Genomic DNA, 23,361 nt, shown 5'->3' with positions numbered 1-23,361 from the left:
CCTTGCCTTGTATCACCCTGTAACAATTTTTCGCCCGGAAGCGTTGGCCCGGCCCCATTTCACGGGGGCGCAGCCATGCCGGCGGCGGCGATCGGTGCGACAATAGCTACACCCTGCGCACCGTGACGCAGCATCCCATTGTGAGTCCCATGTCCCTTGCCCCTGTAAAAACCGCCGTGCCGCCCAAGGCCATCCTGTTCGACCTCGACGATACCTTGTGGCCCATCGCGCCCGTGATTGCCGCCGCCGAAATCCTGTTGCACGACTGGCTGGCCGCGCATGCGCCCAAGGTGGCGCAGCAGTTCTCCAGCGAGATGCTGCGCCAGCACCGCCTGGCCATGCTCAACGAGCAACCGCATTTCCATGGCAACCTGATCGAGTTGCGCCGCGCCGGCCTGCTGGCCGCCTTCGAGGCCGCCGGCGAGGATGCCGCCCTGGTCGACGGGGCCATCCTGCAATTCCTGGCCGCGCGCAACCGCGTCCAGCCATATGAGGACGTCTTGCCTGGCCTGGCCTGGATGCGCCAGCGCATGCTGGTCGGCTCGATCTCGAATGGCAACGCGGACCTTGAAATTATCGGTTTGGCGCAGCATTTTAAAGTCTCTATCGCCGCCAGCGATTTCGGCGTGGCCAAGCCCGACGCCAGCATCTTCCTGGCCGGCTGCGCCGCGCTGGGCGTGGCGCCGCATGAAGCCGTGTACGTGGGCGACGACCTGTATTTCGATGTGACGGGAGCGCAAGGGGCGGGCATGCGTGCCGTCTGGATGAACCGCAAGGGCAGCGACGCCCATCTGGCCGCCGGCGTGCAGCCCGACGCCATCTGCGCCAACTTTGATGAATTGCTGCTGTGGCTGCAGGGGCAACTGGAAGATTGATCGCCGCTGGCCGGGCGAACGTGCATAATAGGCGCTGTTGCCGCACGTTCGGCCGCTTTCGTTGCCGCTTGCTTAACAATATGCTTATCTAAAGAATATTTGCTTACCTAAAACACCATGCAACTCGATACACGTGCCCAAACACTGCTGAAAGCCCTGGTCGAGCGATATATCGCCGACGGCCTGCCGGTCGGTTCGCGCGCCTTGTCGAAAATTTCCGGCCTCGACCTGTCGCCGGCCACGATCCGCAACATCATGGCCGACCTGGAAGAGCTTGGTTATGTCTCCAGTCCGCACACCTCGGCCGGACGCATCCCGACGCCGCGCGGCTACCGCATCTTTGTCGATACCTTGCTGACCGTCCGGCACCTGGACGAGCACGTGGTGGAATCGCGCATGCGCCTGCAGACGCCGCAACCGCAAAAGACCATCGCCAACGCGGCGCAGATGCTGTCGTCGCTGTCGCAGTTTGCCGGTGTCGTGCTCAGCCCGCGCCGCGAATCCGTATTCCAGCAAATCGAATTCCTGCGCCTGTCGGAAAAACGCATCCTGCTCGTCATCGTCGCCCCGGGCGGCGACGTGCAGAACCGGTTGTTGCTGACGGAAGCCGACTATACGCCCGCGCAACTGGTGCAATCGGCCAATTACATCAACCAGAATTATGGCGGCCTGTCCTTCGACGCCGTGCGCGTGCGCCTGCAGGGCGAATTGCGCCAGTTGCGCGACGATATGGGCAGCCTGATGCAGGCGGCAGTGGAGGCGGGCAGCGAAGCGATGGCCGACCATAGCGACGACATGGTCATTTCCGGCGAGCGCAACTTGCTCAGCGTGAGCGATCTGTCATCGAATATGCATTCGCTGCGCCAGATGTTCGACATGTTCGAGCAAAAAACGGGCTTGATGCAGTTGCTCGACGTGTCGAGCAAGGCGACGGGCGTGCAGATTTTCATCGGCGGCGAATCGAACCTGGTGCCGATGGATGAAATGAGCGTGGTGACGGCGCCGTATGAAGTCAACGGCAAGATCGTGGGGACGCTGGGAGTGATCGGACCGACCCGCATGGCTTACGAGCGGGTCATTCCGATTGTCGACATCACCGCTAAATTACTGTCGAGCGCACTCAGCCAGCATTGATGCAGCTAAGCCGCCCCGTGGGAGCGGCCGGCGGAGAATGTGTCAGACGTCAGGCGGTTTTGTGCGGGCAAGCCGTCTTGGTGCAGTTGCCGTAGATCGCCAAGGCGTGTTCGGCGATCTTGAAGCCGCGCTCTTCGGCCACTTTTTGCTGGCGGATTTCGATTTCTTCGTCGAAGAATTCTTCGACCCGGCCGCAGTCCAGGCATACCAGGTGGTCGTGGTGGGAGCCTTCGTTGAGTTCGAAAATCGCCTTGCCGGTTTCAAAATGGTTGCGGTTGAGCAAGCCTGCCTGTTCGAATTGCGTGAGGACGCGGTAGACAGTTGCCAAGCCGACATCCATATTGTCGGCCAGCAGAATCTTGTAGACGTCTTCCGCGGTCAGGTGGCGTACCGGGCTACTCTGGAAGATATCGAGTATCTTCAGCCGTGGCAGGGTGGCTTTCAGGCCGCTTGCCTTGAGATCACTAGGATTGTTACTCATGTTTGTTGCTCGTATGTGGGTCAGGTGCTTTATCATATAGCGTTTTGTCGGGGAGTGCCAAAATATGCATTTTTTGGCGGGCCGGTCACTCCTGGCGTTTTGTTCATCCAATTGAGGTCATTTATGCGCGTAACACCGGCTGTATTGCCATCTCTCTGGCACCGTATTTCATTTCGAGCACCAGTCGTGGCAGGCATGGTCTGTGTCGCGCTGATGGCGTCTGGCTGCGCCAGCCGTGGCATCCTGGGCGAAAAGCCAGCCATCACCCAGAAAGAGGGCAAGGAAGTCGTTCCTGAAAAAGGCGCGCAGACGACCACCATTACGCCGCTGCAGAAATTCATGTGGTTTTTCTCGCCGTATCGTCCTGACATTCAGCAAGGCAACTTTGTCTCCGAAGAGATGCTGGCCCAGTTGAAAGTGGGCATGACGCGCGACCAGGTGCGCTTCGTCCTCGGCACCTCGCTGTTGACCGATATCTTCCATGCCGACCGCTGGGATTATCCATTCCGCCTGGCCCGGGGCAGTGGCGAAACCACCAGCAGCCGCGTGGTCGTGTACTTCGGCAAGGATGGCAAGGTTGAACGTTTCGAAGGCGGCAACTTGCCGACCGAGAAAGAATACATCGACCGCATCGCCGGCCCGTCGCCATTCGCCAAGGTTGCCAAGGCCGACGTGCCTGCCGCCGCCGTGCCATCGCCCGTGGCGCCGAGCGCCGTGCCCGTGCCGGCCGATGCCGCCCCTGCCATTCCTGTGAGCAAGCCTGACGTTGCACCGGCGCCCGCCGCCGAGCCAGCACCTGCGCCTGCCGCCGAACCCACCAAATAAGTTGCTGTAAGAGAATAAAATGACTGAACTGAAAATTGCCATCGCTGGCGCCAGCGGCCGCATGGGCCATATCCTGATCGAAGCGGTCAGCAATGCGCCCGACGCCGTGCTGGCTGGCGCCCTCGACCGCGCCGGCTCGCCGTCCGTCGGCCAGGATGCCGCCGCCTTCCTCGGCAAGCCTGCCGGCGTGCTGATTGCATCCGACCTGGCCACCGGCCTGGCCAATGCCGATTACCTGATCGACTTCACGCGCCCCGAAGGCACTTTGCAGCACCTGGCCTACTGCGCCGAGCACGGCATCAAGATGATCATCGGCACCACCGGTTTCGATGACGCGGGCAAGGCCGCCATTGCCGCCGCCGCCGAAAAGACGGCCATTATGTTCGCGCCGAACATGAGCGTGGGCGTGAATGTCACCATGAAACTGCTGGAACTGGCCGCAAAAAGCCTGTCCGAAGGCTACGATATCGAAATCATCGAAGCGCATCACCGCTTCAAGGTCGACGCGCCGTCGGGCACGGCCTTGCAAATGGGGGAAGTGGTGGCCGGCGCCCTGGGCCGCGACCTGAAGGAATGCGCCGTGTACGGCCGCGAAGGCGTGACGGGCGAACGCGACCCGTCGACCATCGGCTTTGCCACCATCCGCGGCGGCGATATCGTCGGCGACCATACGGTGCTGTTTGCCGGCATCGGCGAGCGCATCGAGATCAGCCACAAGTCGAGCAGCCGCGTCACTTACGCCCACGGCGCCCTGCGCGCCGCGCGTTTCCTGGCAGACAAGCCGACGGGCCTGTTCGACATGCAGGACGTGCTGTCGCTGAAGAACTGAGGAAGACCATGGCCACTGCCATCCTGAATGGAAAAGATATCACCGACGCAGCGAGCTTTCACGCGCAATGCGCGCAAGCCTTCGGTTTCCCCGAGTTCTACGGCAACAGCATGGATGCCTGGGTCGATTGCCTCAGCTACTTGCGCGACGATGAAAACATGACGCAGTTCCGCCTGAAGCCGAACGAAGTGCTGGAAATCGTGGTGCAGGATGCTGACGCGATGAAGGCGCAAGTGCCTGATTTACTGGAAGAAATCACGTTCTGTATCGCCGGCATCAATGAGCGCTATGACGATTATGGCGAAAAGCCGGCGTTGAAATTGACGCTGAAGTAATCCTGAAGAAATAAAGAACGCCGGACAGTTTTGCAACTGGCCGGCGTTTTTGTTTAGACGACCTTGCGTTCGCGCAAACCGTCGATCTGGCTGCCATCGAGGCCCAGCCACTGCTGCAGCACCTCGTTCGTATGCTGCCCCAGCAAGGGCGGCGGCAAGCGGTATTGCACCGGCGAGCCGGACAGGCGCACGGGATTGGCCACCAGCGCAACAGTCCCCGCCGTCGGATGCGGCATTTCCACTTTCAAGCCACGCGCCACCACTTGCGGGTCGGCAAAGACCTGGTCGATGCGGTTGACGGGGCCGCACGGCACGGCTTGCGCCTCGAAAGCGCTGATCCATTCGGCCGTCGTGCGCATGACCGTGGTCTGGCGCATCAAGGGAATCAAGATCGCCCGGTGCGCCACGCGCTGCGGATTGGTGGCGAAACGTTCGTCCTGCGCCCATTCCGGGTGGCCGGCGACGGCGCAGAAGCGGGAGAATTGCCCGTCATTGCCGATCGCCAGAATCATGTCGCCATCGGCCGTGGGAAAGTCTTGATACGGAACAATGTTCGGATGCGCATTGCCCATGCGCTGGGGCACTTTGCCGCCGCACAGGAAGTTGGCGGCCTGGTTGCCCAGGGCCGCCACTTGCACGTCGAGCAAGGCCAGGTCGATATGCTGGCCCAGGCCCGAGCGCTCGCGTTCTGCCAGCGCCGCCTGTACGGCGATGGTGGCGTACAAGCCCGTCAGGATGTCCGTTTGCGCCACGCCCACTTTTTGCGGCCCGGCGCCCGGCTGGCCATCGGGCACGCCCGTAATGCTCATCAATCCGCCCATGCCCTGAATCAAAAAGTCATAGCCGGCGCGCGCCGCGTACGGCCCATCCTGGCCGAAACCCGTGATGGAGCAGTACACGAGGCGCGGGTTGAGCGCCAGCAAGCTGGCAGAGTCCAGGCCATATTGCTTCAAGCCATCGAGCTTGAAATTTTCCAGCAGCACGTCCGATTCGGCCGCCAGCTGGCGCACCAGGGCCTGGCCTTCGGGCGCGGCCAGGTCGATGCACAGCGAGCGCTTGTTGCGGTTGGCGCACTGGAAATAGGCGGCTTCGGCCGTGTCGCGGCCATCCTCGTCCTTCAGATACGGCGGACCCCAGGAGCGCGTGTCGTCGCCGCGACCCGGCTGCTCGACCTTGACCACGTCGGCGCCGAGGTCGGCCAGCATTTGTCCGGCCCACGGGCCGGCCAGCACGCGCGACAGGTCCAGCACGCGCAAGCCGCTCAACGGCGCGGGCCGCAGGGTGGAAGCCAAGGCGTCCATTAGTTGAAGGCGGCGATGCCGGTGATGGCGCGGCCGATGATCAGCGCGTGCACATCGTGCGTGCCTTCGTAGGTGTTGACCACTTCCAGGTTGACCAGGTGGCGGATGACGCCGAACTCGTCGGAAATGCCGTTGCCGCCCATCATGTCGCGCGCCACGCGGGCGATGTCCAGCGCCTTGCCGCAGCTGTTGCGTTTCATGATCGAGGTGATCTCCACGGCGGGCGAGCCCTCATCCTTCATGCGGCCCAGGCGCAAACAGCCTTGCAAGCCCATGGTGATTTCCGTCAACATATCCGCCAGTTTCTTTTGCACCAGCTGGTTCGCGGCCAACGGACGGCCAAATTGCTGGCGGTCCATCGTGTACTGGCGCGCCTTCAGGTAGCAGTCCTCGGCCGCGCCCAGCGCGCCCCAGGCGATGCCGTAGCGGGCGCTGTTCAGGCACGTGAACGGGCCTTTCAGGCCGCGCACGTCGGGGAAGGCGTTTTCTTCCGGGCAAAATACTTCATCCATGACGATTTCACCGGTGATGCTGGTGCGCAAGCCGACCTTGCCGTGGATCTCGGGCGCCGACAGGCCTTTCCAGCCTTTTTCCAGCACGAAACCGCGGATCGCGCCTTCATCGTCCTTGGCCCAGACGACGAACACGTCGGCGATGGGGCTGTTGGTGATCCACATCTTGGCGCCGGAGATACTGTAGCCGCCCGGCACCTTGCGTGCGCGCGTGACCATGCTGCCAGGGTCGGAGCCGTGGTTCGGTTCCGTCAGGCCGAAGCAGCCGATGAATTCGCCCGTCGCCAGTTTCGGCAGGTATTTCTGTTTGGTTTCTTCGTTGCCGAAGGCATTGATCGGCACCATCACCAGCGACGATTGCACGCTCATCATCGAGCGGTAGCCCGAATCGACGCGCTCGACTTCGCGCGCGGCCAGTCCGTAGCAAACATAGTTCAGGCCGGCGCCGCCGTATTCTTCGGGAATGGTGGTGCCCAGCAAGCCCAGTTCACCCATTTCGCGGAAGATGGCCGCATCCGTGCGGCCATGGCGGAACGATTCGAGGACCCTGGGCACCAGGCTGCCCTGGCAATAGTCGCGCGCCGCTTCCAGCACGGCGCGTTCGTCGCCCGTCAGTTGTTCTTCCAGCAGCAGGGGGGAATTCCAGTCGAATACGGTTTTGCTCATCACAGGCCTCGCAGGTGAGCGCCGGTGATCGGCGCAAGATTGAATATGGCTCATGGTAGGTTCTTGCCTAGCCTTGCGCAAACGATTTATTCGCACCCAGACATGCGTGTGACGCATATCTTGCGGCATACTGGCGTTTCTTTTCCTTCCTTTGAGATGCCATGTCGCGAAAAATTCCCATGCTGCAAGCGCTAAATTGCTTCGAGGCGGCGGCGCGGCACCAAAGCTACACGCATGCGGCGCGCGAACTGTCGCTGACGCAAAGCGCCGTCTCGCGCCAGATTTCATCGTTGGAGAGCTTTCTTGGCGTGCAACTATTCCAGCGCACGCGCCATGGCGTGCTGCTGACCAGCGCCGGCGCCGCGTATGCACGCCAGATCGCGGCCCGCCTCGATGGACTGGAGCGCGACACGCTCGACACCATGGCGCGCCAGGGCGGCGGCGGGGCGCTGCAGCTGGCCTCGGTGCCCACGTTTGCCACGCGCTGGCTGATGCCGCGCCTATCGACACTGGCAGGCTTGCATCCCGACATCGTCGTGCATATCGATGCCTATACGAAGCCGTTCATGTTTGCCGATACGGAATACGACGGCGCCCTGTACGCGGGCACACCCGAGCAGCTGGCGCGCTGGCCCGGCACGCGCGCCACCTTGCTCATGCATGAAGAAATCGTGCCCGTCGCCAGCCCCCGTGTGCTGGCGGCGCGCAGCGTCTGGCAGCCGCAGGATATGCTGGCATTGACGTTGTTGCAGCAAAGTACGCGCCCGGGCGCCTGGCGCCAGTGGTTTGACGCCATGCAGGTCGAAGGAGAAGGGGCGCGCTACGGCGCCCGCTATGAACTGTTTTCCATGCTGGCCATGGCGGCCGTGCAGGGACAGGGAGTGGTCTTGCTGCCCCGTATGCTGGTCGAGGCGGAACTGGCGCGTGGCGAGCTGCGCATTGTGTGCGAGCGCCCACTGCGCGGCCAGCGCGCATATTACCTGATTACGCCCGAGGCGGCGCATGAAAAGCTGGCCTTGCAGCAGTTCCGGCTGTGGCTGCAGGGCGAAGCCGCCGCTTAATGCAACTTAACGGACCTTGGCCGTATCGAAGTGGGGATTGTCGATCAGGCCGATCTGGTTGCCGAACGGATCGAGCAATTCCACCGTGCGGATGCCGTCGCCCACGTCCGTGATCGGATGGTGCAAGGTAGCGCCCAGCGCGACGATGCGTTCGACTTCCTGCTCGATGCCGTCCACGCCCCAGTACGTCACGCTGCCCTGCGTGCCCGGCTCGCCGCCCGGCAGCAAGCCCAGCTCGAAGCCGCCGATGGCAAAGCCGACATAGAACGGCTGGTCGAAATACGGCGTGGCATTGAATACCTGGCTATACCAGGCCTTGGCCTGGTCCAGGTCGGGGACGGGATAGGTGACGGTGCGCAAGCCCTTGATCATGTTCTGCTCCTGGTGAATGAAGAATAACGCCATCATGCCACCGGTACGCGCCGCGCGATTGGAAAAATGGAAGGTGCTCACGCGCGCCGGCCCGTCAGCCACGCTTCGGGTGAACTGCGGGCGAAATCCTGGAAGTCGTGGATCAGATGCGACTGGTCGAAATAGCCGTATTGCAAGGCCACCTGCGCCCAGTCCGGCTGCTGCGGCAGGTTTTTCAAGCCAGCGCTGGCGGCCCGGAAACGGCAGATGCGGGCAAACAGCTTCGGGCTGATGCCGACTTGTCGCCGGAATTGCAGCGCCAGGTGCTGGCGCGACACGCCCAGCTGCTGCGCCAGGCCATCCACGCGCAGCATGCCGTGCGCGCCTTCGATGGCGGCAATGGCATGTTCGGCGACGCCGGCCGGGCGCAGCGGCGGTCCCTGGCGCAGGCGCAGCAGCAGGTAATCTTGCAAAATGGAAACTCTTTGCGCGTTGGACAAGGGGTCGCTCCACAGCGCGTCACCGAGGCGCGCCGCCAGGTCGCGGCCCCACAGCTGCCGCAGATCAGCACGTCCATCATTGAGTTCGCACAGGGGCAACTGGAAGAAGCGCGCCGCCGCGCCCGGCTTGAAGCGGGCCGCCACCGTCTGCACGAGGCCCCGGCTGACGACGGCAATCGGCGCCGTCATCATGCCGACGGCAAAGTTGGCGTCCTGCTGATCCTGGCACAGGATGTCGATGCAATTGTCCGGCAAGACCTGGTGCGTGAGGGGCGTGGCGCCCGTCTGCACGCGGCACATCCAGACGCAGTCCAGCCACGGCCGCAGGGCGGGGATGGGGGCGACTTCCTGGTAGATGATCATGGCCGGCTTTGATGCAAAGAACAAGATTGTGTATATATCACACAGCATAATTGTGCGCTCGCAAAAATATGCCGGCCCGGGCCGCCTGGGCGCCGCGCTATCGGGCCGCGACAACCAGTATAATGCTCGGTTCATATCCACTATTGGCCGGGCCACGCTGGTCGCACATCCATTATGCAAGATAAATATAGTCCCGCCGACGTCGAACAAGCCGCCCAATCGCACTGGAAGGCGATCGACGCCTATAAAGCCGTCGAACACGACCCGCGTTTCCCAAAAGGCAAGTATTTTGCTTGCTCGATGCTGCCTTACCCTTCGGGCAAGCTGCACATGGGTCACGTGCGCAACTATACGATCAATGACGTGATGTACCGCTACCTGCGCATGAATGGCTACAACGTGCTCATGCCGATGGGCTGGGATGCGTTCGGCATGCCGGCGGAAAATGCGGCCATGGCCAACAACGTGCCGCCCGCGCAATGGACGTATTCGAACATCGCCCATATGAAGCAGCAGATGGAATCGATGGGCCTGGCCATCGACTGGTCGCGCGAAATGACCGCCTGCAAGCCCGAATATTACAAATGGAACCAGTGGATGTTCCTCAAGATGCTGGAAAAAGGCATCATCTACAAAAAGACCGGTACCGTGAACTGGGACCCGATCGACCAGACCGTGCTGGCCAACGAACAAGTCGTCGACGGCAAGGGCTGGCGTTCCGGCGCGCTGATCGAAAAACGCGAAATCCCCATGTACTACGCGCGCATCACGGATTACGCGGAAGAGTTGCTGGCGTATGTGGACGACAAGCTGCCGGGCTGGCCAGAGCGCGTGCGCATCATGCAGACCAACTGGATCGGCAAGTCGACGGGCGTGCGTTTCGCCTTCCCGCATGAGATCAAGGACGCGAACGGCGCCCTGATCGGCGACGGCAAGCTGTATGTATTTACCACCCGTCCGGACACCGTCATGGGCGTGACCTTCTGCGCCGTTGCCGCCGAACACCCGCTGGCCATCCACGCCGCGCAAGGCAATCCTGCGCTGGCCGCCTTCAATGCCGAATGCAAGCTCGGCTCCGTCATCGAGGCGGACATGGCGACGATGGAGAAGAAGGGCATGCCGACCGGCCTGTTCGTCACGCATCCGCTGACGGGCGCGCAAGTGGAAGTCTGGGTCGGCAACTACGTGCTGATCACCTACGGCGACGGCGCCGTGATGGGCGTGCCGGCGCACGATGAACGCGATTTCGGCTTTGCCAAGAAATACAATCTGCCGATCAAGCAAGTGATCGAAGTCAAGGGCCAGGAATTTTCGACGGACGCCTGGCAGGAATCGTATGGCAGCAAGGACGGCGTCTGCGTCGCCTCCGGCAAATACGACGGCCTGCATTTCGCTTCCGCCGTCGATGCGGTAGCCGCCGATCTGGCGGAACTGGGCCTGGGCGAGAAGAAAACCACGTTCCGCCTGCGCGACTGGGGCATCTCGCGCCAGCGCTACTGGGGCACGCCGATCCCGATGATCCACTGCGCCGACTGCGGCGTGGTGCCGGTGCCGGAAAAAGACTTGCCGGTAGTGCTGCCGGAAGACTGCGTGCCGGACGGCACGGGCAATCCGCTGAACAAATACGAAGCCTTCTTGCAGTGCGACTGCCCGCAGTGCGGCAAGCCGGCGCGCCGCGAGACGGACACCATGGATACCTTCGTCGATTCGTCGTGGTACTACATGCGCTATACCTCGCCAGGCTCGAACGACGCCATGGTCGACGCGCGCAACGATTACTGGATGCCGATGGACCAGTACATCGGCGGCATCGAACACGCCGTCATGCACTTGCTGTACGCGCGCTTCTGGACCAAGATCATGCGCGACTTCGGCCTGGTCAAGTTCGACGAGCCTTTTGTGAACCTGCTGACGCAGGGCATGGTGCTGAATGAAACGTACTTCCGCAAGGACGCTGCGGGCAAGACCACCTGGTTCAACCCGGATGACGTGCGCCTGTCGCTCGACGACAAGGGCCGTCCGCAAAGCGCCATCCTGGTGGCCGACGGCCAGCCTGTGGAAATCGGCGGTACGGAAAAAATGTCGAAGTCGAAGAACAACGGTATCGACCCGCAAGCGCAGATCGAGCAGTACGGCGCCGATACGGCCCGCCTGTTCACCATGTTCGCCTCGCCGCCGGAACAGACCCTGGAATGGTCGGGCAGCGGCGTCGAAGGCGCGAACCGCTTCCTGCGCCGCGTGTGGAACTTCGGCTACGCCCAGTCGGCCACGATCCAGGCCGCACTGGCTGGCGCTGCCGCACCGGCCACGGGCGACGCGCAGAAAAACCTGCGCCGCGAATTGCACAAGCTGCTGCAGCAAGCCGATTACGACTTGAAACGCATCCAGTACAACACCGTGGTGTCGGCCTGCATGAAGATGCTCAACACGCTGGAGTCGGCCAAGCTGGACGACAGCGCGCAGTCGAAGGCGTTGATCGCCGAAGGCTTCTCGATCTTCCTGCGCCTGTTGAACCCTGTCGCGCCGCACATCACCCACGTGCTGTGGCAGGAACTGGGTTACGCTGGCGTGCACGGCGACCTGCTCAACGTCGCCTGGCCGCAAGTCGACCCGGCCGCATTGGAGCAGTCCGAGATCGAGATGATGATCCAGGTGAACGGCAAGCTGCGCGGCTCGATCACGGTGTCCAAGGATGCGGACAAGGCCAGCATCGAAGCGGCCGCGCTGGCGTGCGAAAGTGTGCAGAAGTATGTCGAGACCACGCCGAAGAAGATCATCGTCGTGCCAGGCAAGTTAATCAGCATCGTGGTGTAATCATGACGACTTCCTCTTCCGTATCGCTGTTGGGCCGCCGCGCCATGCTGGCGTTGGGTCTGACGGTTCTGCTGTCGGCTTGCGGCTTTCACTTGCGCGGTTCGAACGGCAGTTTCATGCTGCCGTTCGCGACGATGTATATCGGCTTGCCCGAGACGTCGCCGCTGGCGATCGGCTTGAAGCGCTATATCCGCGCCATCGGCAGCACGGAGGTGGTGAACACCAAGGATGGCGCCGACGCCGTGCTTGAAGTGCTCAGCGACCCGGAGAGGAACCGTACCAAGACCATTTTGTCGCTGAACAAAAATGGCCGCGTGCAGGAATACCAGCTCGGCTATTCGATCAACTTCCGCGTCGTCGACAAGGCCGGCAACCAGTTGCTGGCGCCGACCACCATCAATCTGGTGCGTCCGATCACCTTCGACGAGTCGCAGGTGCTGGCCAAGGAGACTGAGGAAGCAGCGCTGTACCGCGACATGCGCAACGACCTGGTGCAGCAGATCATGCGCCGCCTGGCCGCCATCAAGCCGGTGCTGCCGGCCATGTCGGTGGCGCCCGTGGCGCCGGTCGCGCCGGCAGCCCCGCAGCAGTAACGGGGACGCCATGCAATTGCGGATAGACGCGCTCGATGGGCATGTGGCCAAGCCGCTGGCGCAGCTGTATGTGATCACCAGCGATGAACACCTGCTGGCGCTGGAAGCGGCCGACAAGATCCGCCGCGCGGCGCGCGCGCAGGGTTATTCCGAGCGCGACGTGCTGACGGTGGAGCGCAGCTTCAAGTGGGGCGAATTGCTGGCGGCGAACCAGGAGCTGTCGCTGTTCGGTGACAGGAAAATGATCGAGCTGCGCATCCCCACCGGCAAGCCGGGCAAGGATGGCGGCGCGGCGCTGCAAAGCTATGCGAAAAATCTCAGTCCCGACAACCTGACCCTGATCACCTTGCCCAAGCTGGACTGGGCCACGCAGAAGGCGGCATGGGTCGCCAGCCTGCAGCAGGCTGCCGTGTATATCGAGATTCCGAATGTGGAGCGGGCGCAGTTGCCGGCGTGGATATCCCAGCGCCTGGCCGCGCAAGGGCAAAGCGCCGAGCGTGCCAGCATCGACTTCATCGCCGAACGGGTGGAGGGCAATTTGCTGGCGGCGCACCAGGAAATCCAGAAACTGGGCTTGCTGCACGCGGCGGGCAAGCTGACGTACGAACAAGTGCAGGACGCGGTGCTGAACGTGGCCCGCTACGATGTCTTCAAGCTGTCCGAAGCCATGCTGGCCGGCGACCCGGCGCGCCTGGTGCGCATGCTCGAAGGCTTGAAAGGCGAGGGCGAGGCGCTGCCGCTGGTCTTGTGGGCCGTCTCCGAGGAAATCCGCACGCTGTTAAAATTGAAGGCCGGCATGGCGCAAGGGCGTCCATTGGGCGCGTTGCTGAAGGAATACCGCATCTGGGGTCCGCGCGAGCGGATGATGGAACCGGCCCTGCGGCGCATTTCGCTGCCCGTGCTGGAAGCGGCGCTGCAGCAGGCGGCGCAGGTGGACAAGATGATCAAGGGCTTGCGGGCCAAGGGTTACGCGGGCGATGCCTGGGATGCCATGCTGCAGCTGGGCCTGAAGATCGCCCGAGGCTAGTTTTTTACTATATGGATACGAGCATGGACATCACAGAATATATGCAGGACGTGGGCACGCGCGCGCGCGCCGCTTCGCGCGCCATGGCGCGCGCCGACAGCGCCACGCGCAACCGCGCCTTGAGCCTGATCGCCGCCGCCATCGTGCGCGATGCCCATCTGCTGCGCGCGGCCAACCAGCGCGACCTCGATGCGGCGGCCGCCGCCGGCCTGGCGCCGGCCATGCTCGACCGCCTGACCCTGTCCGATGCCGCCATTGCCACCATGGTCGAAGGCTTGACGCAGATCGTGTCGCTGGCCGATCCGATCGGCGAAATCTCGAACATGAAGTTCCGCCCGACGGGCATTCAGGTGGGGCAGATGCGCGTGCCGCTGGGCGTCATCGGCATCATCTATGAAGCCCGTCCGAACGTGACGGTGGACGCGGCCGGCCTGTGCATCAAGAGCGGCAACGCGACGATCTTGCGCGGCGGCTCGGAAGCGATTCATTGCAACCGCGCGCTGGCCAAGCTGGTGGCGGAGGGCTTGCTGGGAGCAGGTCTTCCGGCCGATGCCGTGCAAGTGATCGACACCACCGACCGCGCCGCCGTCGGCGCCCTCATCACCATGCCGCAATACGTGGACGTCATCGTGCCGCGCGGCGGCAAGGGCCTGATCGCACGCCTGATGGCCGAGGCCACCGTGCCGATGATCAAGCACCTCGATGGCATCTGCCACGTCTACATCGATGCCAAGGCCGATATCCGGAAGGCGATCGATATCGGCTTCAACGCGAAGTGCCACCGCTACGGCACCTGCAACACCATGGAAACCTTGCTGGTGTCGCGCGCCATTGCCGCTACCGTGCTGCCGCAGCTGGCCGAACTGTACCTGACCAAACAGGTGGAACTGCGCGCCGATCCGGAAAGCCATGCGATCCTGGCCGCCGCCGCTTATCCGCATCTGGTAGCTGCCACCGAGGAAGACTGGTCCACCGAATACCTGGCGGCGATCCTGTCGGTGAAAGTGGTCGACGGCATTGACGAAGCGATGGATCACATCAACCGGTACTCATCGAAGCACACGGAATCCATCATCACGGAAGACTACAGCGATGCGCTGCGCTTCCTGCGCGAAGTCGATTCCGCCTCGGTGATGGTGAACGCGTCGACGCGTTTCGCCGACGGCTTCGAATACGGCCTGGGGGCCGAGATTGGCATCTCGAACGACAAGCTGCACGCGCGTGGTCCGGTGGGACTGGAAGGCCTGACCTCGCTCAAGTACGTGGTCTTTGGCCACGGCGAAGTACGCAAGTAGGCATCGTAGGTAGTACGTCTTCGCGGGCGGCCCACAAGGCGGCCCGCGCTCTCATTTCTGTAGCTCTCTGACACTGGGAATCCCATGCTCTTTCTCTGGACCAAAGCCTTCCACATCATCTTCGTCATGTCCTGGTTTGCCGGCCTGTTTTATTTGCCGCGCATCTTCGTGAACCTGGCGATGGAGACGGAAACGGTGGCCACCGAACGCCTGCTGCTGATGGCGCGCAAGCTGTACCGCTTCATGTCCCTGCTGGCGCTGCCGGCGATGGTACTGGGATTGGCATTGATGTGGATGCTGTACGGTGGAGGCGAGGGCCGCATGAAGATGCCGGGCTGGATGCACGCCAAGCTGACGTTCGTGGTGCTGCTGCTCGGCTATCACCACGCCTGCGGTTCCATCCTGCGCAAGTTTGAAAAAGGTCTCAACAAGCGCAGCCACACCTGGTTCCGCTGGTTTAATGAAGTGCCGGTGCTGATGCTGCTGGCCGTCGTCGTGCTGGTCGTGGTCAAGCCTTTCTAAGGGAGTCGTGATGAGTGCAAACCAGAACAAAGTCGTGCAATATTTCTTTGCTCCCCACTCGCCATGGACCTACCTGGGGCATGCGCGCCTGATGGCCATCGCCGCTAAGACGGGCGCACAGATCGACGTGCGCCCCTTCGACCTGGGCAAGGTCTTCAGCGTCTCGGGCGGCCTGCCGCTGGCCAAGCGCGCGCCGCAGCGTCAGGCGTATCGCCTGGCCGAGCTGGCGCGCTGGTCGGCCTTTTTGCAAGTGCCCTTGAATCTGCAGCCGAAGTTCTTCCCCGTCTCGCCGGAAGCGGCGGCCAAGCTGATCATCGCCACGCGCCTGGCGCACGGCGTGGAAGCGTCGCTGAATCTGGCGCACGCCATCATGCGCGGCCTGTGGGCCGAAGAGCGCAACATCGGCGACGAGGAAACCCTGGTGCAGATCGCCCTCGACGCGGGTTTCGAAGGCCGCCAGTTGCTGAAAACGTCGGAGACGGCCAGCGTGCAGGCCGAATACGATGCCAACACCGAGGCAGCTACCGCCGCCAGCGTCTTCGGCTCGCCGTGGTACATCGTCGATGGCGAAGGGTTTTGGGGCCAGGACAGGCTCGATTTTGTCGAGCGGGCGCTGGAGAAGTAGTTTTTAGAGAGTAGTTAGTAACCCCAAGAGCAGAACTGGGGGCTTACCCTGAGGGTACGACCCCGGCCTTTTTTTGGGTTTTCATTGAACGTGTTTTTCAACGGATAAAAGGTATCCTAATTATGGCTTCATATTTTTGCCCATGCCCGCGCGGCATGGAAGCGGCGTTGGCCGAGGAACTGGGCGAGATCGCCCAGGATAGTGCGACCATGAAGGTCCACAACCAGGTGCCGGGCGGCGTGCATTGCTCGGGCGACCTGCTGGACTCCTACCGCATCAACCTGCATTCGCGCATCGCTTCGCGCGTGCTGATGCGCATGGCCCATTCCGGCTACAAGACGGAAAACGACATTTATGACCTGACCCTGGCGCAAGCCTGGGAAGACTGGTTCGGCGTGCACCACACCATTCGCGTCGACGTCACGGCCGTGAAATCGCCGCTGCGCAGCCTGGAATTCACGACACTGAAAATCAAGGACGCGATCTGCGACCGCTTCCGCGACCAGTTCAACGAGCGTCCATCGGTCAACACCAAGACGCCGGACATGCGCATCGTCGGCTTCCTCGACGCGCACACGTTCACCGTCTACCTCGATACCTCGGGCGAAGCGCTGTTCAAGCGCGGCTGGCGTGAAGAGACGGGCGACGCGCCGTTGCGCGAAAACCTGGCCGCCGGCTTGCTGCGCGTGTCGGGCTGGAAGCCTGGCATGGTGCTGTTCGATCCCATGTGTGGTTCCGGCACCATCCTGGCCGAAGCGGCGCAGATGCTGCAGGGCATTCCGCCGGGCGCGTCGCGCCAGTTCGCGTTCGAAAACTTCCACGACTTCGATCCCGCGCCGTGGAATGCCATGAAAAACGCCATCAAGGTCAATCCGCTGCCGGCCGAACCGACCATTTTCGGCAGCGACATTTCGGGTGACATGGTCGCCATGACGCGCCATAACCTGCGCTGCGCGGGCGTGCGCTTCGACGTGCCGCTGAAACAGATCGAGGCGCAGGAAGTCAAGCCGCCAAGCGACGTGCCGGGCATCATGCTGACCAACCCGCCGTACGGCGAGCGTATCGGCGTGCGCGGCGACAGCACCATCCCGGAAGATGAATTGTCGACGTCGTTCTATTCGGCCATGGGCACGACCCTGAAGCAGCGCTTCGCTGGCTGGACCGTGTTCCTGTTCACGGCCGACCTGGGCTTGCCCAAGCTGCTGCGTCTGAAGGAAGCGCGCAAGACGCCATTCTTCAACGGCGCGCTGGAATGCCGTCTGTTCCGCTTCGATATGGTGGCGGGATACAACCGCCGTGAAGAAGCGAAACCTAAACCACAGCAGTAAGCGTTCACTGCAAGACCCCCGCAGTAACCCCGCGCGCGGACCAATACAGGTCCGCGCGCCACTTTGGATCCGCCATGTTTCCCACCCCTCCGGCCGATGTGCCGCCCGATCCGGTCACGCCCGTTCCGCCTCCCGCGCCCAGTCACATGGCGCCTTTGAGCCGCGGTGCGCTGGCGATGATGCTGGCCGGCCTGTCGATGCTCGGCCCCCTGTCGATCGACACCTATCTGCCTGCCTTTGGCGCGATCCAGGGTTCGCTGCAGGCGTCGCCGCTGGAAGTGCAGCAGTCGCTGACGTTCTACATGCTGGCCTTTGCCGGCATGGTGCTGTGGCATGGCGCGATCTCGGACACCTTCGGCCGGCGCAACGTCATTCTCGTGTCCCTGCTGATGTTTGCTATCGGCTCGCTCGGCTGCGCCTCGGCGCACACGGTGCACTACCTGTGGTTCTTCCGCATCATGCAGGGCGTTTCGGCCGGCGCCGGCGTGGTGATCAGCCGTGCCATCATCCGCGACCTGTATGCCGATGCGGCGGCGGCGCGGCTGCTGTCGCTGGTGACGATGATCTTTTCCATCGCTCCGGCGGTGGCGCCGATCCTGGGCGGCTGGATCGTCATCTGGTTCGACTGGCGCTCGATCTTCCTGTTCCTCGCCTTTTACACGGTGGTGCTGCTGGCGTTCTGCTACTGGCGCCTGCCCGAAACCCTGCCGATGGAAAAGCGCCAGCCCTTCAATCCCCACTTCCTGGCGTCGAGCTATGGCCAGATCCTGCGCTCGCCCCTGTTCCACATCAAGGCCGGCATCGTCGCCCTCAATTTCGCGGGCCTGTTCCTGTTCATCACGGCCGCGCCGGAAATGCTGCCCAAGCAACTGGGCCTGGGGCCATCGCAATTCGGCTGGCTGTTCATCCCGTGCGTGAGCGGCATCTTCATGGGCGCCGCGGCGGCCAACCGCATCGCCGGCAAGGTCACTTTCGCGCGCCAGATCGGCATCGGTTTTGCCTTCCTGCTGTGCGCCGCCTGCGTCAATGTCGTGTATCACCTGTTCTTGCCGCCGTCGCTGCCCTGGTCGGTACTGCCCCTGTTTTTCTATACCTTCGGCATGTCCCTGGTGGGGCCGGGCGCGACCCTGCTGGCGCTCGATCTGTTCCCGCATATCCGCGGTACCGTCGCTTCCTGCCAGTCGTTTGCCAGTACCTTGCTGGGCGCCGTGGTGGCTGGCGTGATTTCGCCGCTGCTGTCCGGTTCCGTGCTGTGGCTGGCCTCCGGGCAGCTGGCGTTTACGGGGCTGGCACTGGCTCTGTGGCTGCTATCGCGGCGCTTCCGCCACCGTTTGTTGGGTTCCTTCAAGGCATAAGTTTCCATGGCAGAACGCTGGATTTATTTCAACTTAATTTTCTATATTGCAAGTAATATCCGGCGCTTATGATAAGATGACTTTTTTTCCCGGCATCCTCTCAGGCGATATTTTTTTGGTTACAGGAGTGGAGGATTCCTCTGAACGTGGCCGCGCTTCGCTGCTAAGCGCTCATCCTTTTCGAACCGGCAATGCCTGATACGATGCATCAATCTGATCAAGATATTCGCAATCGCCTGCTGATTGCCCGCCTGCCGGCCATGCCGCAGATTCTCATCAAGCTGATCGCCCACCTGCAGGCCGACGATGCCGGCATGCCGGAGCTGGCCGCCCTGATCGCCAAGGATGCCGGCATGGCCAGCAAGATCCTCGGCGTGGCCAACAGCTCGGCCTACCATCGCCAGGGCAAGGTCGCCAGTCTGGAACAGTCGCTCGTGTCGCTGGGCACGGACATGATCAAGACGCTGGTCATCAGCGAATCCGTTTTCCAGACTTTTAACAGCTTCCCCCATTCCGGCAGCACGGATTTGCGCGCCTTCTGGAAAAGCTCGCTGTCGGCCGCCGTCATGGCGCGCGCGCTGGCCAAGGCCATGGCCTATCCGCACGTCGAGGAAGCGTATCTGGCGGGCTTGCTGCACAACGTGGGCCGCCTGGCCTTGCTGGCCACGGCGCCAAAGGAATATGCGTTCAATTTTACGGCGCGCGACGATGCCGCCCTGTGCGCGGTGGAGCTGCGCACCTTGCAGATTACGCATGCCGAAGCGGGCGCCTGGCTGATCGAGCGCTGGCATCTCGATTCCTTCCTGGCCGACAGCGTGCTGTATCACCATGAACCGCTGGCGCGCCTGGAAGCGAGCCATCCCTTGATCCGCATCGTGCGCCTGGCGCACCTGCTGTGCTGCCATGCCGACGATGCGGAGTCGATTACGCAGGCGGCAAGCCTGTGCGCGCTGGACGCCGAGGTACTGGAAGAGCTGGCCGGCAGCGTGGCGCGCCAGGTGGCGCAGGCCGCGCAGCACCTGGGCATCGACCTGGCCGGCGCGGACGATGTCGCCACGCCGCCCGCGTATGCGCCGCCAGCCGTCGATCCGGTGCAGCAGCGTCTGTCCGACGAAGTACGCAACATGGTGCTGGTGTCCGAGGTGGGCCAGACCTTTGCCCGGCAAGAGGGCGAGAGCAGCCTGCTCGAAGCCATCACGCGCTCGGCGCGCATCCTGTTCGATTTCGATACGGCCGTCATCCTGCTGCAAAACCCCACCGGTCATGCACTGGTGGGCGTGGCGGCGGGCGAACATCAGCAGCGCCTGGCCGGCTTTTCGATCCCGCTGGCCAAGGGCGGTCCGCTGGCCGCCTCCGCACTGGAGTGCCAGCTGGCGTTCCTGAAACGCGACATGCCCGCGCTGGGCATCGTCGAGGAGCAGCTGTTCCGCATTCTCGGTACCGACAGCCTGGTCTGCGTGCCTTTGGTGTCGGGCCAGCGCAGCCTGGGCGTCTTGATTGGCGGCGTGGCGGCCTGGCAGATTCCCGCCTGCCAGAAGCGCGAGGGGTTCCTGCGCGCGTATGCCAACCAGGCCGCCATGGCGCTGGAAGCGGCCATCAGCGCGCGCGGCCTGGCACGGCGCCAGCTCGATCACGTGACCGAGGAATACCGCGCCGCGTCGCGCCGCGTCGTGCATGAAGTGAATAACCCGCTGTCCATCATCAAGAACTATCTGAGCGTACTCGATCACAAGCTGGAGAAACAGGAGCCGGTCAGCAGCGAGATGGCTATCCTGAACGAGGAAATCGACCGCGTCGGCCAGCTGATCGGCGGCCTGGCTGATCTGCAGCCGGCGGCCGCCAGCGGCGTCACCGATTGCGCGCGCGTCGTCGACGATGTGCTGCGCCTGTTCCGCGCCACCGACTTCCTGCCGCCGAAGATCGAGGTGGTCACGCGCATGCAGGACGCGCCATGCGAGGTGGAGGCCGATGCCGGCATGCTCAAGCAAATCCTGCTCAATCTGCTGAAAAACGCCGTCGAAGCCTTGCCCGATGGCGGGCGCATCGAAGTGGCGAACCGTGGCCACGTCAACCGCGACCGTCGCCTGTATCTGGAACTGTGCGTCAGCGACAATGGCGCCGGCCTGGCGCCGGAAGTGCTGGCCAATCTGTTTTCCCCTGTGCGCAGCAGCAAGGACGGGGCGCATCACGGCCTGGGCTTGTCCATTGTGCATGAGCTGGTCGCGCGCCTGCATGGCGTGATCGGCTGCCGCAGCAGCAAGTCGGGCACCTCGTTTGAAATCCTGCTGCCCATTCCCTTGCCGACGAGCGCTGCAGCCGCGCTGCCCGCGCCCGGTAATACCGCCTTGTCTTCGTAACGTCCATGAACTCCTCCGCCATTCCATTTGACCTGGAAAACAGCCCGCGCATCCTGCTGGTCGACGACGAACCCCGTCTGCTCGCTTCCCTCCACGAATTGCTGAAGGACCGGGGCTACCAGCTGTACACGGCCACCTGCGGCAGCGAGGCGCTGGCGCAGTTGTCGAAGCTGCGTTTCGACCTGATCCTGCTCGATTTGCGCCTGCCCGACATGAGCGGCCATGAAATCATGGACCACATCAACCGGCGCGGCATCGAGGGCGACGTGATCGTCATGAGCGGCGACGTTGGCATCGAGGCGGCCATCGGTGCCCTGAAACGCGGCGCCTATGACTATTTGCGCAAGCCGTACAGCCGCGAGGAGCTGCTCAAGACGGTGGAGAACGCGCTGCAAAAGCGCAAGCTGGCGCTGGAGAACGAGCGCATCGCGCTGCAGCTGGAAAACTCGGAAAAGATGTACCGCTACCTGGTCGACAGCTCGCCCGACATCATCTATACCCTGAACCACGAAGGCCGCATCACCTTCATCAACGACAGGGTGCACCAGTTGCTGGGCTTTAGCCGCGAAGAGCTGATCGGCAGCCATTATTCCATCCTCGTGCACGATGAAGACCAGGAGCGGGCGCGCTATGCCTTCAATGAACGCCGCCTCGACGAGCGCGCTTCGCGCAATGTGGAATTGCGCCTGAAGTGCCATAGTGGCAGCGGCAGCGACCGTACCTTCAACAACACGCTGATGACGGTTCCGCTCAATTCGATCGGCATGCACAACCTCGATCACGAGGCCCGCAAGCAGGAATACTTCGGTACCTACGGCGTGGCGCGCGACATCACCGACCGCAAGCGCGCCGAAGAAGTCATTTCCTACCAGGCCTACCACGATATCCTGACGGACCTGCCGAACCGCATGCTGTTCAAGGATCGCCTGGGCCTGGCCGTGATCCAGGCGCGCCGCAAGCTGACGGAACTGGCCGTGATGTTCATCGACCTGGACCGCTTCAAGCTGGTCAACGATACCCTGGGCCACGTGAAGGGCGACGAGTTGCTGCAGCAGGTGGCGCTGCGCCTGAAGGATTGCCTGCGCCGCGGCGACACGCTGGCGCGCCAGGGCGGCGATGAATTCACCATCGTGCTGCCGGAACTGCGCGACCGCCAGGATGCGCGCCTGATCGCCGACAAATTCCTCGAATGCCTGCACCAGCCCTTCGACCTCGATGGCAACCAGGTGCATATCTCGGCCTCCATTGGCATCGCCATCTATCCGGGCGACGGCGAGACCATCGACGAGCTGCTGCGCCACGCCGATATCGCCATGTACCAGGTCAAGGCGCTGGGCAAGAACGGCCACAGTTTTTATCACGAGTCCATGCTCGACGTATCGCACCAGAAGATCGCCCTCGAACAGAGCCTGCGCAAGGCGCTGGAGCTGAACCAGCTGGAGATGTATTACCAGCCGCAGGTGGACGTGATGACGGGCCGCATCGTTGGCGCCGAAGGGTTGATGCGCTGGAACCACCCGCAGCGGGGCTTGCTGACGGCCGGCGAATTCTTGCCGTTCGCCGAGGAAAACGGTTTGATGCTGCCGATCTCGGACTGGATGCTGGGCGCCCTGTGCCGCGACCTGGTGCAGTGGAACGCGGCTGGTGGCGAGGCCGTGCGCCTGTCGCTCAATCTGTCGCCGCAATACCTAGACCGGGGCGACTTTTTCGAGAAGATGCGCGGCGCGCTGACGCGCTATGGCATCGCGCCGGAAAAGATCGAAGTGGAGATCACGGAAAACATCTGCATCCGCAACCCGCAATATGCGATCGAGCAGTTGAACAAGCTGTGCCAGCTGGGCGTGTCGGTCGCCATCGACGATTTCGGCACCGGCTATTCGTCGCTGTCGTACCTGCACCGCTTCCCCATCCACACCATCAAGATCGACCAGTCGTTTGTGAAGGAAATTCACGACGAGCAGGGACACTATCCCGTCATCCTGGCCATCATTTCGATTGCGCGTGGACTGGGCTTGCACCTGATTGCCGAAGGCGTGGAAACGGAAGGCCAGGCGCGTTACCTGCAGGACAAGGGCTGCACCACGATGCAGGGCTATCTGTACCACCGGCCCATTTCGCTGGGCAGCTTCATCGGTGTGCTGCAGGAGCAGAATCGCCTGATCGCCGATGCGGCTCCCGCAGCGTCCCGGACGCTGGCCATCGAGGCCTGACC

At 62.8% G+C, this 23,361-nt stretch carries 21 protein-coding genes; 16 read left to right on the top strand and 5 right to left on the bottom strand.

Going from position 1 to position 23,361, the window contains the following annotated elements:
* Nucleotides 1-149 precede the first annotated feature (149 nt).
* Together IGS61_RS08435 and hrcA are read left to right on the top strand one after the other, a co-directional pair.
* Nucleotides 150-875 (top strand): HAD family hydrolase, encoded by a 726-nt coding sequence (locus tag IGS61_RS08435; RefSeq protein ID WP_230539167.1) that lies wholly within the window; start codon nucleotides 150-152, stop codon nucleotides 873-875.
* A gap of 117 nt (nucleotides 876-992) precedes the next feature.
* Entirely contained in the window at nucleotides 993-2,009 is a 1,017-nt protein-coding gene (hrcA, locus tag IGS61_RS08430; protein WP_230539166.1) for a heat-inducible transcriptional repressor HrcA, read from the top strand.
* Nucleotides 2,010-2,058: 49 nt separating this feature from the next.
* Here the strand turns inward: hrcA and fur are convergent, their stop codons facing one another.
* Nucleotides 2,059-2,490 (bottom strand): ferric iron uptake transcriptional regulator, encoded by a 432-nt coding sequence (gene fur / locus IGS61_RS08425; protein ID WP_034745717.1) that lies wholly within the window; start codon nucleotides 2,488-2,490, stop codon nucleotides 2,059-2,061.
* 195 nt (nucleotides 2,491-2,685) lie between these two features.
* Between fur and IGS61_RS08420 the strand changes: the two genes are divergently transcribed.
* From IGS61_RS08420 to IGS61_RS08410, 3 genes are read left to right on the top strand one after another with little or no spacing between them, the layout of a single operon-like run.
* Nucleotides 2,686-3,315 carry an outer membrane protein assembly factor BamE gene (locus IGS61_RS08420; RefSeq protein ID WP_329958046.1) on the top strand — a complete coding sequence of 210 codons (630 nt, stop codon included), beginning with the start codon at nucleotides 2,686-2,688 and terminating at the stop codon, nucleotides 3,313-3,315.
* Between the two features lie 19 nt (nucleotides 3,316-3,334).
* Nucleotides 3,335-4,144 (top strand): 4-hydroxy-tetrahydrodipicolinate reductase, encoded by an 810-nt coding sequence (dapB, locus tag IGS61_RS08415; protein WP_099374061.1) that lies wholly within the window; start codon nucleotides 3,335-3,337, stop codon nucleotides 4,142-4,144.
* An 8-nt stretch (nucleotides 4,145-4,152) separates the two neighbouring features.
* Entirely contained in the window at nucleotides 4,153-4,479 is a 327-nt protein-coding gene (locus tag IGS61_RS08410) for a barstar family protein (RefSeq protein ID WP_086144655.1), read from the top strand.
* 53 nt (nucleotides 4,480-4,532) lie between these two features.
* Here IGS61_RS08410 and IGS61_RS08405 read toward each other — a convergent pair whose 3' ends face one another.
* On the bottom strand, nucleotides 4,533-5,780 hold the full coding sequence (locus IGS61_RS08405) for a CaiB/BaiF CoA transferase family protein (RefSeq protein ID WP_230539164.1): 1,248 nt from the start codon (nucleotides 5,778-5,780) through the stop codon (nucleotides 4,533-4,535).
* Entirely contained in the window at nucleotides 5,780-6,958 is a 1,179-nt protein-coding gene (locus IGS61_RS08400; protein ID WP_230539163.1) for an acyl-CoA dehydrogenase, read from the bottom strand. Before IGS61_RS08400 ends, IGS61_RS08405 begins: the two co-directional genes overlap by 1 nt.
* Nucleotides 6,959-7,119: 161 nt before the next feature.
* On the opposite strand from IGS61_RS08400, the gene IGS61_RS08395 reads away from it, so the two are divergent.
* The gene (locus IGS61_RS08395; RefSeq protein WP_230539162.1) at nucleotides 7,120-8,019 is read left to right on the top strand and encodes a LysR substrate-binding domain-containing protein; all 900 of its coding nucleotides are present in this window, start codon (nucleotides 7,120-7,122) and stop codon (nucleotides 8,017-8,019) included.
* 6 nt (nucleotides 8,020-8,025) lie between these two features.
* On the opposite strand, the gene IGS61_RS08390 is transcribed toward IGS61_RS08395, so the two are convergent.
* Both IGS61_RS08390 and IGS61_RS08385 read right to left on the bottom strand, forming a co-directional pair.
* Nucleotides 8,026-8,427 carry a VOC family protein gene (locus IGS61_RS08390; protein WP_230539161.1) on the bottom strand — a complete coding sequence of 134 codons (402 nt, stop codon included), beginning with the start codon at nucleotides 8,425-8,427 and terminating at the stop codon, nucleotides 8,026-8,028.
* A 41-nt stretch (nucleotides 8,428-8,468) separates the two neighbouring features.
* Nucleotides 8,469-9,233: a DUF6597 domain-containing transcriptional factor gene (locus IGS61_RS08385; protein WP_230539160.1), complete on the bottom strand. Its 765-nt coding sequence runs from the start codon at nucleotides 9,231-9,233 to the stop codon at nucleotides 8,469-8,471.
* A gap of 174 nt (nucleotides 9,234-9,407) precedes the next feature.
* On the opposite strand from IGS61_RS08385, the gene leuS reads away from it, so the two are divergent.
* From leuS to IGS61_RS08335, 10 genes are all read left to right on the top strand, one after another.
* Entirely contained in the window at nucleotides 9,408-12,047 is a 2,640-nt protein-coding gene (gene leuS, locus IGS61_RS08380; protein WP_230539159.1) for a leucine--tRNA ligase, read from the top strand.
* A gap of 2 nt (nucleotides 12,048-12,049) precedes the next feature.
* Nucleotides 12,050-12,640 (top strand): LPS-assembly lipoprotein LptE, encoded by a 591-nt coding sequence (locus IGS61_RS08375; protein ID WP_230539158.1) that lies wholly within the window; start codon nucleotides 12,050-12,052, stop codon nucleotides 12,638-12,640.
* A gap of 10 nt (nucleotides 12,641-12,650) precedes the next feature.
* Entirely contained in the window at nucleotides 12,651-13,667 is a 1,017-nt protein-coding gene (gene holA / locus IGS61_RS08370) for a DNA polymerase III subunit delta (protein WP_230539157.1), read from the top strand.
* Between the two features lie 23 nt (nucleotides 13,668-13,690).
* Entirely contained in the window at nucleotides 13,691-14,962 is a 1,272-nt protein-coding gene (locus IGS61_RS08365; RefSeq protein WP_230539156.1) for a glutamate-5-semialdehyde dehydrogenase, read from the top strand.
* 84 nt (nucleotides 14,963-15,046) lie between these two features.
* Nucleotides 15,047-15,484, top strand: coding sequence for a CopD family protein (locus tag IGS61_RS08360; RefSeq protein ID WP_076565768.1), 438 nt, complete (start codon nucleotides 15,047-15,049; stop codon nucleotides 15,482-15,484).
* 10 nt (nucleotides 15,485-15,494) lie between these two features.
* Nucleotides 15,495-16,109: a 2-hydroxychromene-2-carboxylate isomerase gene (locus IGS61_RS08355; RefSeq protein ID WP_230539155.1), complete on the top strand. Its 615-nt coding sequence runs from the start codon at nucleotides 15,495-15,497 to the stop codon at nucleotides 16,107-16,109.
* Nucleotides 16,110-16,231: 122 nt separating this feature from the next.
* Nucleotides 16,232-17,437 carry a THUMP domain-containing class I SAM-dependent RNA methyltransferase gene (locus IGS61_RS08350; RefSeq protein WP_442908040.1) on the top strand — a complete coding sequence of 402 codons (1,206 nt, stop codon included), beginning with the start codon at nucleotides 16,232-16,234 and terminating at the stop codon, nucleotides 17,435-17,437.
* 74 nt (nucleotides 17,438-17,511) lie between these two features.
* Nucleotides 17,512-18,792 carry a multidrug effflux MFS transporter gene (locus IGS61_RS08345; protein WP_230539154.1) on the top strand — a complete coding sequence of 427 codons (1,281 nt, stop codon included), beginning with the start codon at nucleotides 17,512-17,514 and terminating at the stop codon, nucleotides 18,790-18,792.
* Between the two features lie 203 nt (nucleotides 18,793-18,995).
* Nucleotides 18,996-21,149: an HDOD domain-containing protein gene (locus tag IGS61_RS08340; protein WP_230539153.1), complete on the top strand. Its 2,154-nt coding sequence runs from the start codon at nucleotides 18,996-18,998 to the stop codon at nucleotides 21,147-21,149.
* Between the two features lie 5 nt (nucleotides 21,150-21,154).
* Nucleotides 21,155-23,359, top strand: coding sequence for an EAL domain-containing response regulator (locus IGS61_RS08335; RefSeq protein ID WP_230539152.1), 2,205 nt, complete (start codon nucleotides 21,155-21,157; stop codon nucleotides 23,357-23,359).
* The last annotated feature ends 2 nt before the right edge of the window (nucleotides 23,360-23,361 follow it).

This window comes from Janthinobacterium sp. FW305-129 (assembly GCF_020858115.1).
Lineage (GTDB): Bacteria > Pseudomonadota > Gammaproteobacteria > Burkholderiales > Burkholderiaceae_D > Janthinobacterium.
This window is presented reverse-complemented; position numbering and strand designations above follow the sequence as displayed.

Coding starts and splice junctions, on each gene's coding strand:
- IGS61_RS08435 (WP_230539167.1), top strand. CDS start 150: ATGTCCCTTGCCCCTGTAAAAACCGCCGTGCCGCCCAAGGCCATCCTG.
- hrcA (WP_230539166.1), top strand. CDS start 993: ATGCAACTCGATACACGTGCCCAAACACTGCTGAAAGCCCTGGTCGAG.
- fur (WP_034745717.1), bottom strand. CDS start 2,490: ATGAGTAACAATCCTAGTGATCTCAAGGCAAGCGGCCTGAAAGCCACC.
- IGS61_RS08420 (WP_329958046.1), top strand. CDS start 2,686: ATGGTCTGTGTCGCGCTGATGGCGTCTGGCTGCGCCAGCCGTGGCATC.
- dapB (WP_099374061.1), top strand. CDS start 3,335: ATGACTGAACTGAAAATTGCCATCGCTGGCGCCAGCGGCCGCATGGGC.
- IGS61_RS08410 (WP_086144655.1), top strand. CDS start 4,153: ATGGCCACTGCCATCCTGAATGGAAAAGATATCACCGACGCAGCGAGC.
- IGS61_RS08405 (WP_230539164.1), bottom strand. CDS start 5,780: ATGGACGCCTTGGCTTCCACCCTGCGGCCCGCGCCGTTGAGCGGCTTG.
- IGS61_RS08400 (WP_230539163.1), bottom strand. CDS start 6,958: ATGAGCAAAACCGTATTCGACTGGAATTCCCCCCTGCTGCTGGAAGAA.
- IGS61_RS08395 (WP_230539162.1), top strand. CDS start 7,120: ATGTCGCGAAAAATTCCCATGCTGCAAGCGCTAAATTGCTTCGAGGCG.
- IGS61_RS08390 (WP_230539161.1), bottom strand. CDS start 8,427: ATGATGGCGTTATTCTTCATTCACCAGGAGCAGAACATGATCAAGGGC.
- IGS61_RS08385 (WP_230539160.1), bottom strand. CDS start 9,233: ATGATCATCTACCAGGAAGTCGCCCCCATCCCCGCCCTGCGGCCGTGG.
- leuS (WP_230539159.1), top strand. CDS start 9,408: ATGCAAGATAAATATAGTCCCGCCGACGTCGAACAAGCCGCCCAATCG.
- IGS61_RS08375 (WP_230539158.1), top strand. CDS start 12,050: ATGACGACTTCCTCTTCCGTATCGCTGTTGGGCCGCCGCGCCATGCTG.
- holA (WP_230539157.1), top strand. CDS start 12,651: ATGCAATTGCGGATAGACGCGCTCGATGGGCATGTGGCCAAGCCGCTG.
- IGS61_RS08365 (WP_230539156.1), top strand. CDS start 13,691: ATGGACATCACAGAATATATGCAGGACGTGGGCACGCGCGCGCGCGCC.
- IGS61_RS08360 (WP_076565768.1), top strand. CDS start 15,047: ATGCTCTTTCTCTGGACCAAAGCCTTCCACATCATCTTCGTCATGTCC.
- IGS61_RS08355 (WP_230539155.1), top strand. CDS start 15,495: ATGAGTGCAAACCAGAACAAAGTCGTGCAATATTTCTTTGCTCCCCAC.
- IGS61_RS08350 (WP_442908040.1), top strand. CDS start 16,232: ATGGCTTCATATTTTTGCCCATGCCCGCGCGGCATGGAAGCGGCGTTG.
- IGS61_RS08345 (WP_230539154.1), top strand. CDS start 17,512: ATGTTTCCCACCCCTCCGGCCGATGTGCCGCCCGATCCGGTCACGCCC.
- IGS61_RS08340 (WP_230539153.1), top strand. CDS start 18,996: ATGCATCAATCTGATCAAGATATTCGCAATCGCCTGCTGATTGCCCGC.
- IGS61_RS08335 (WP_230539152.1), top strand. CDS start 21,155: ATGAACTCCTCCGCCATTCCATTTGACCTGGAAAACAGCCCGCGCATC.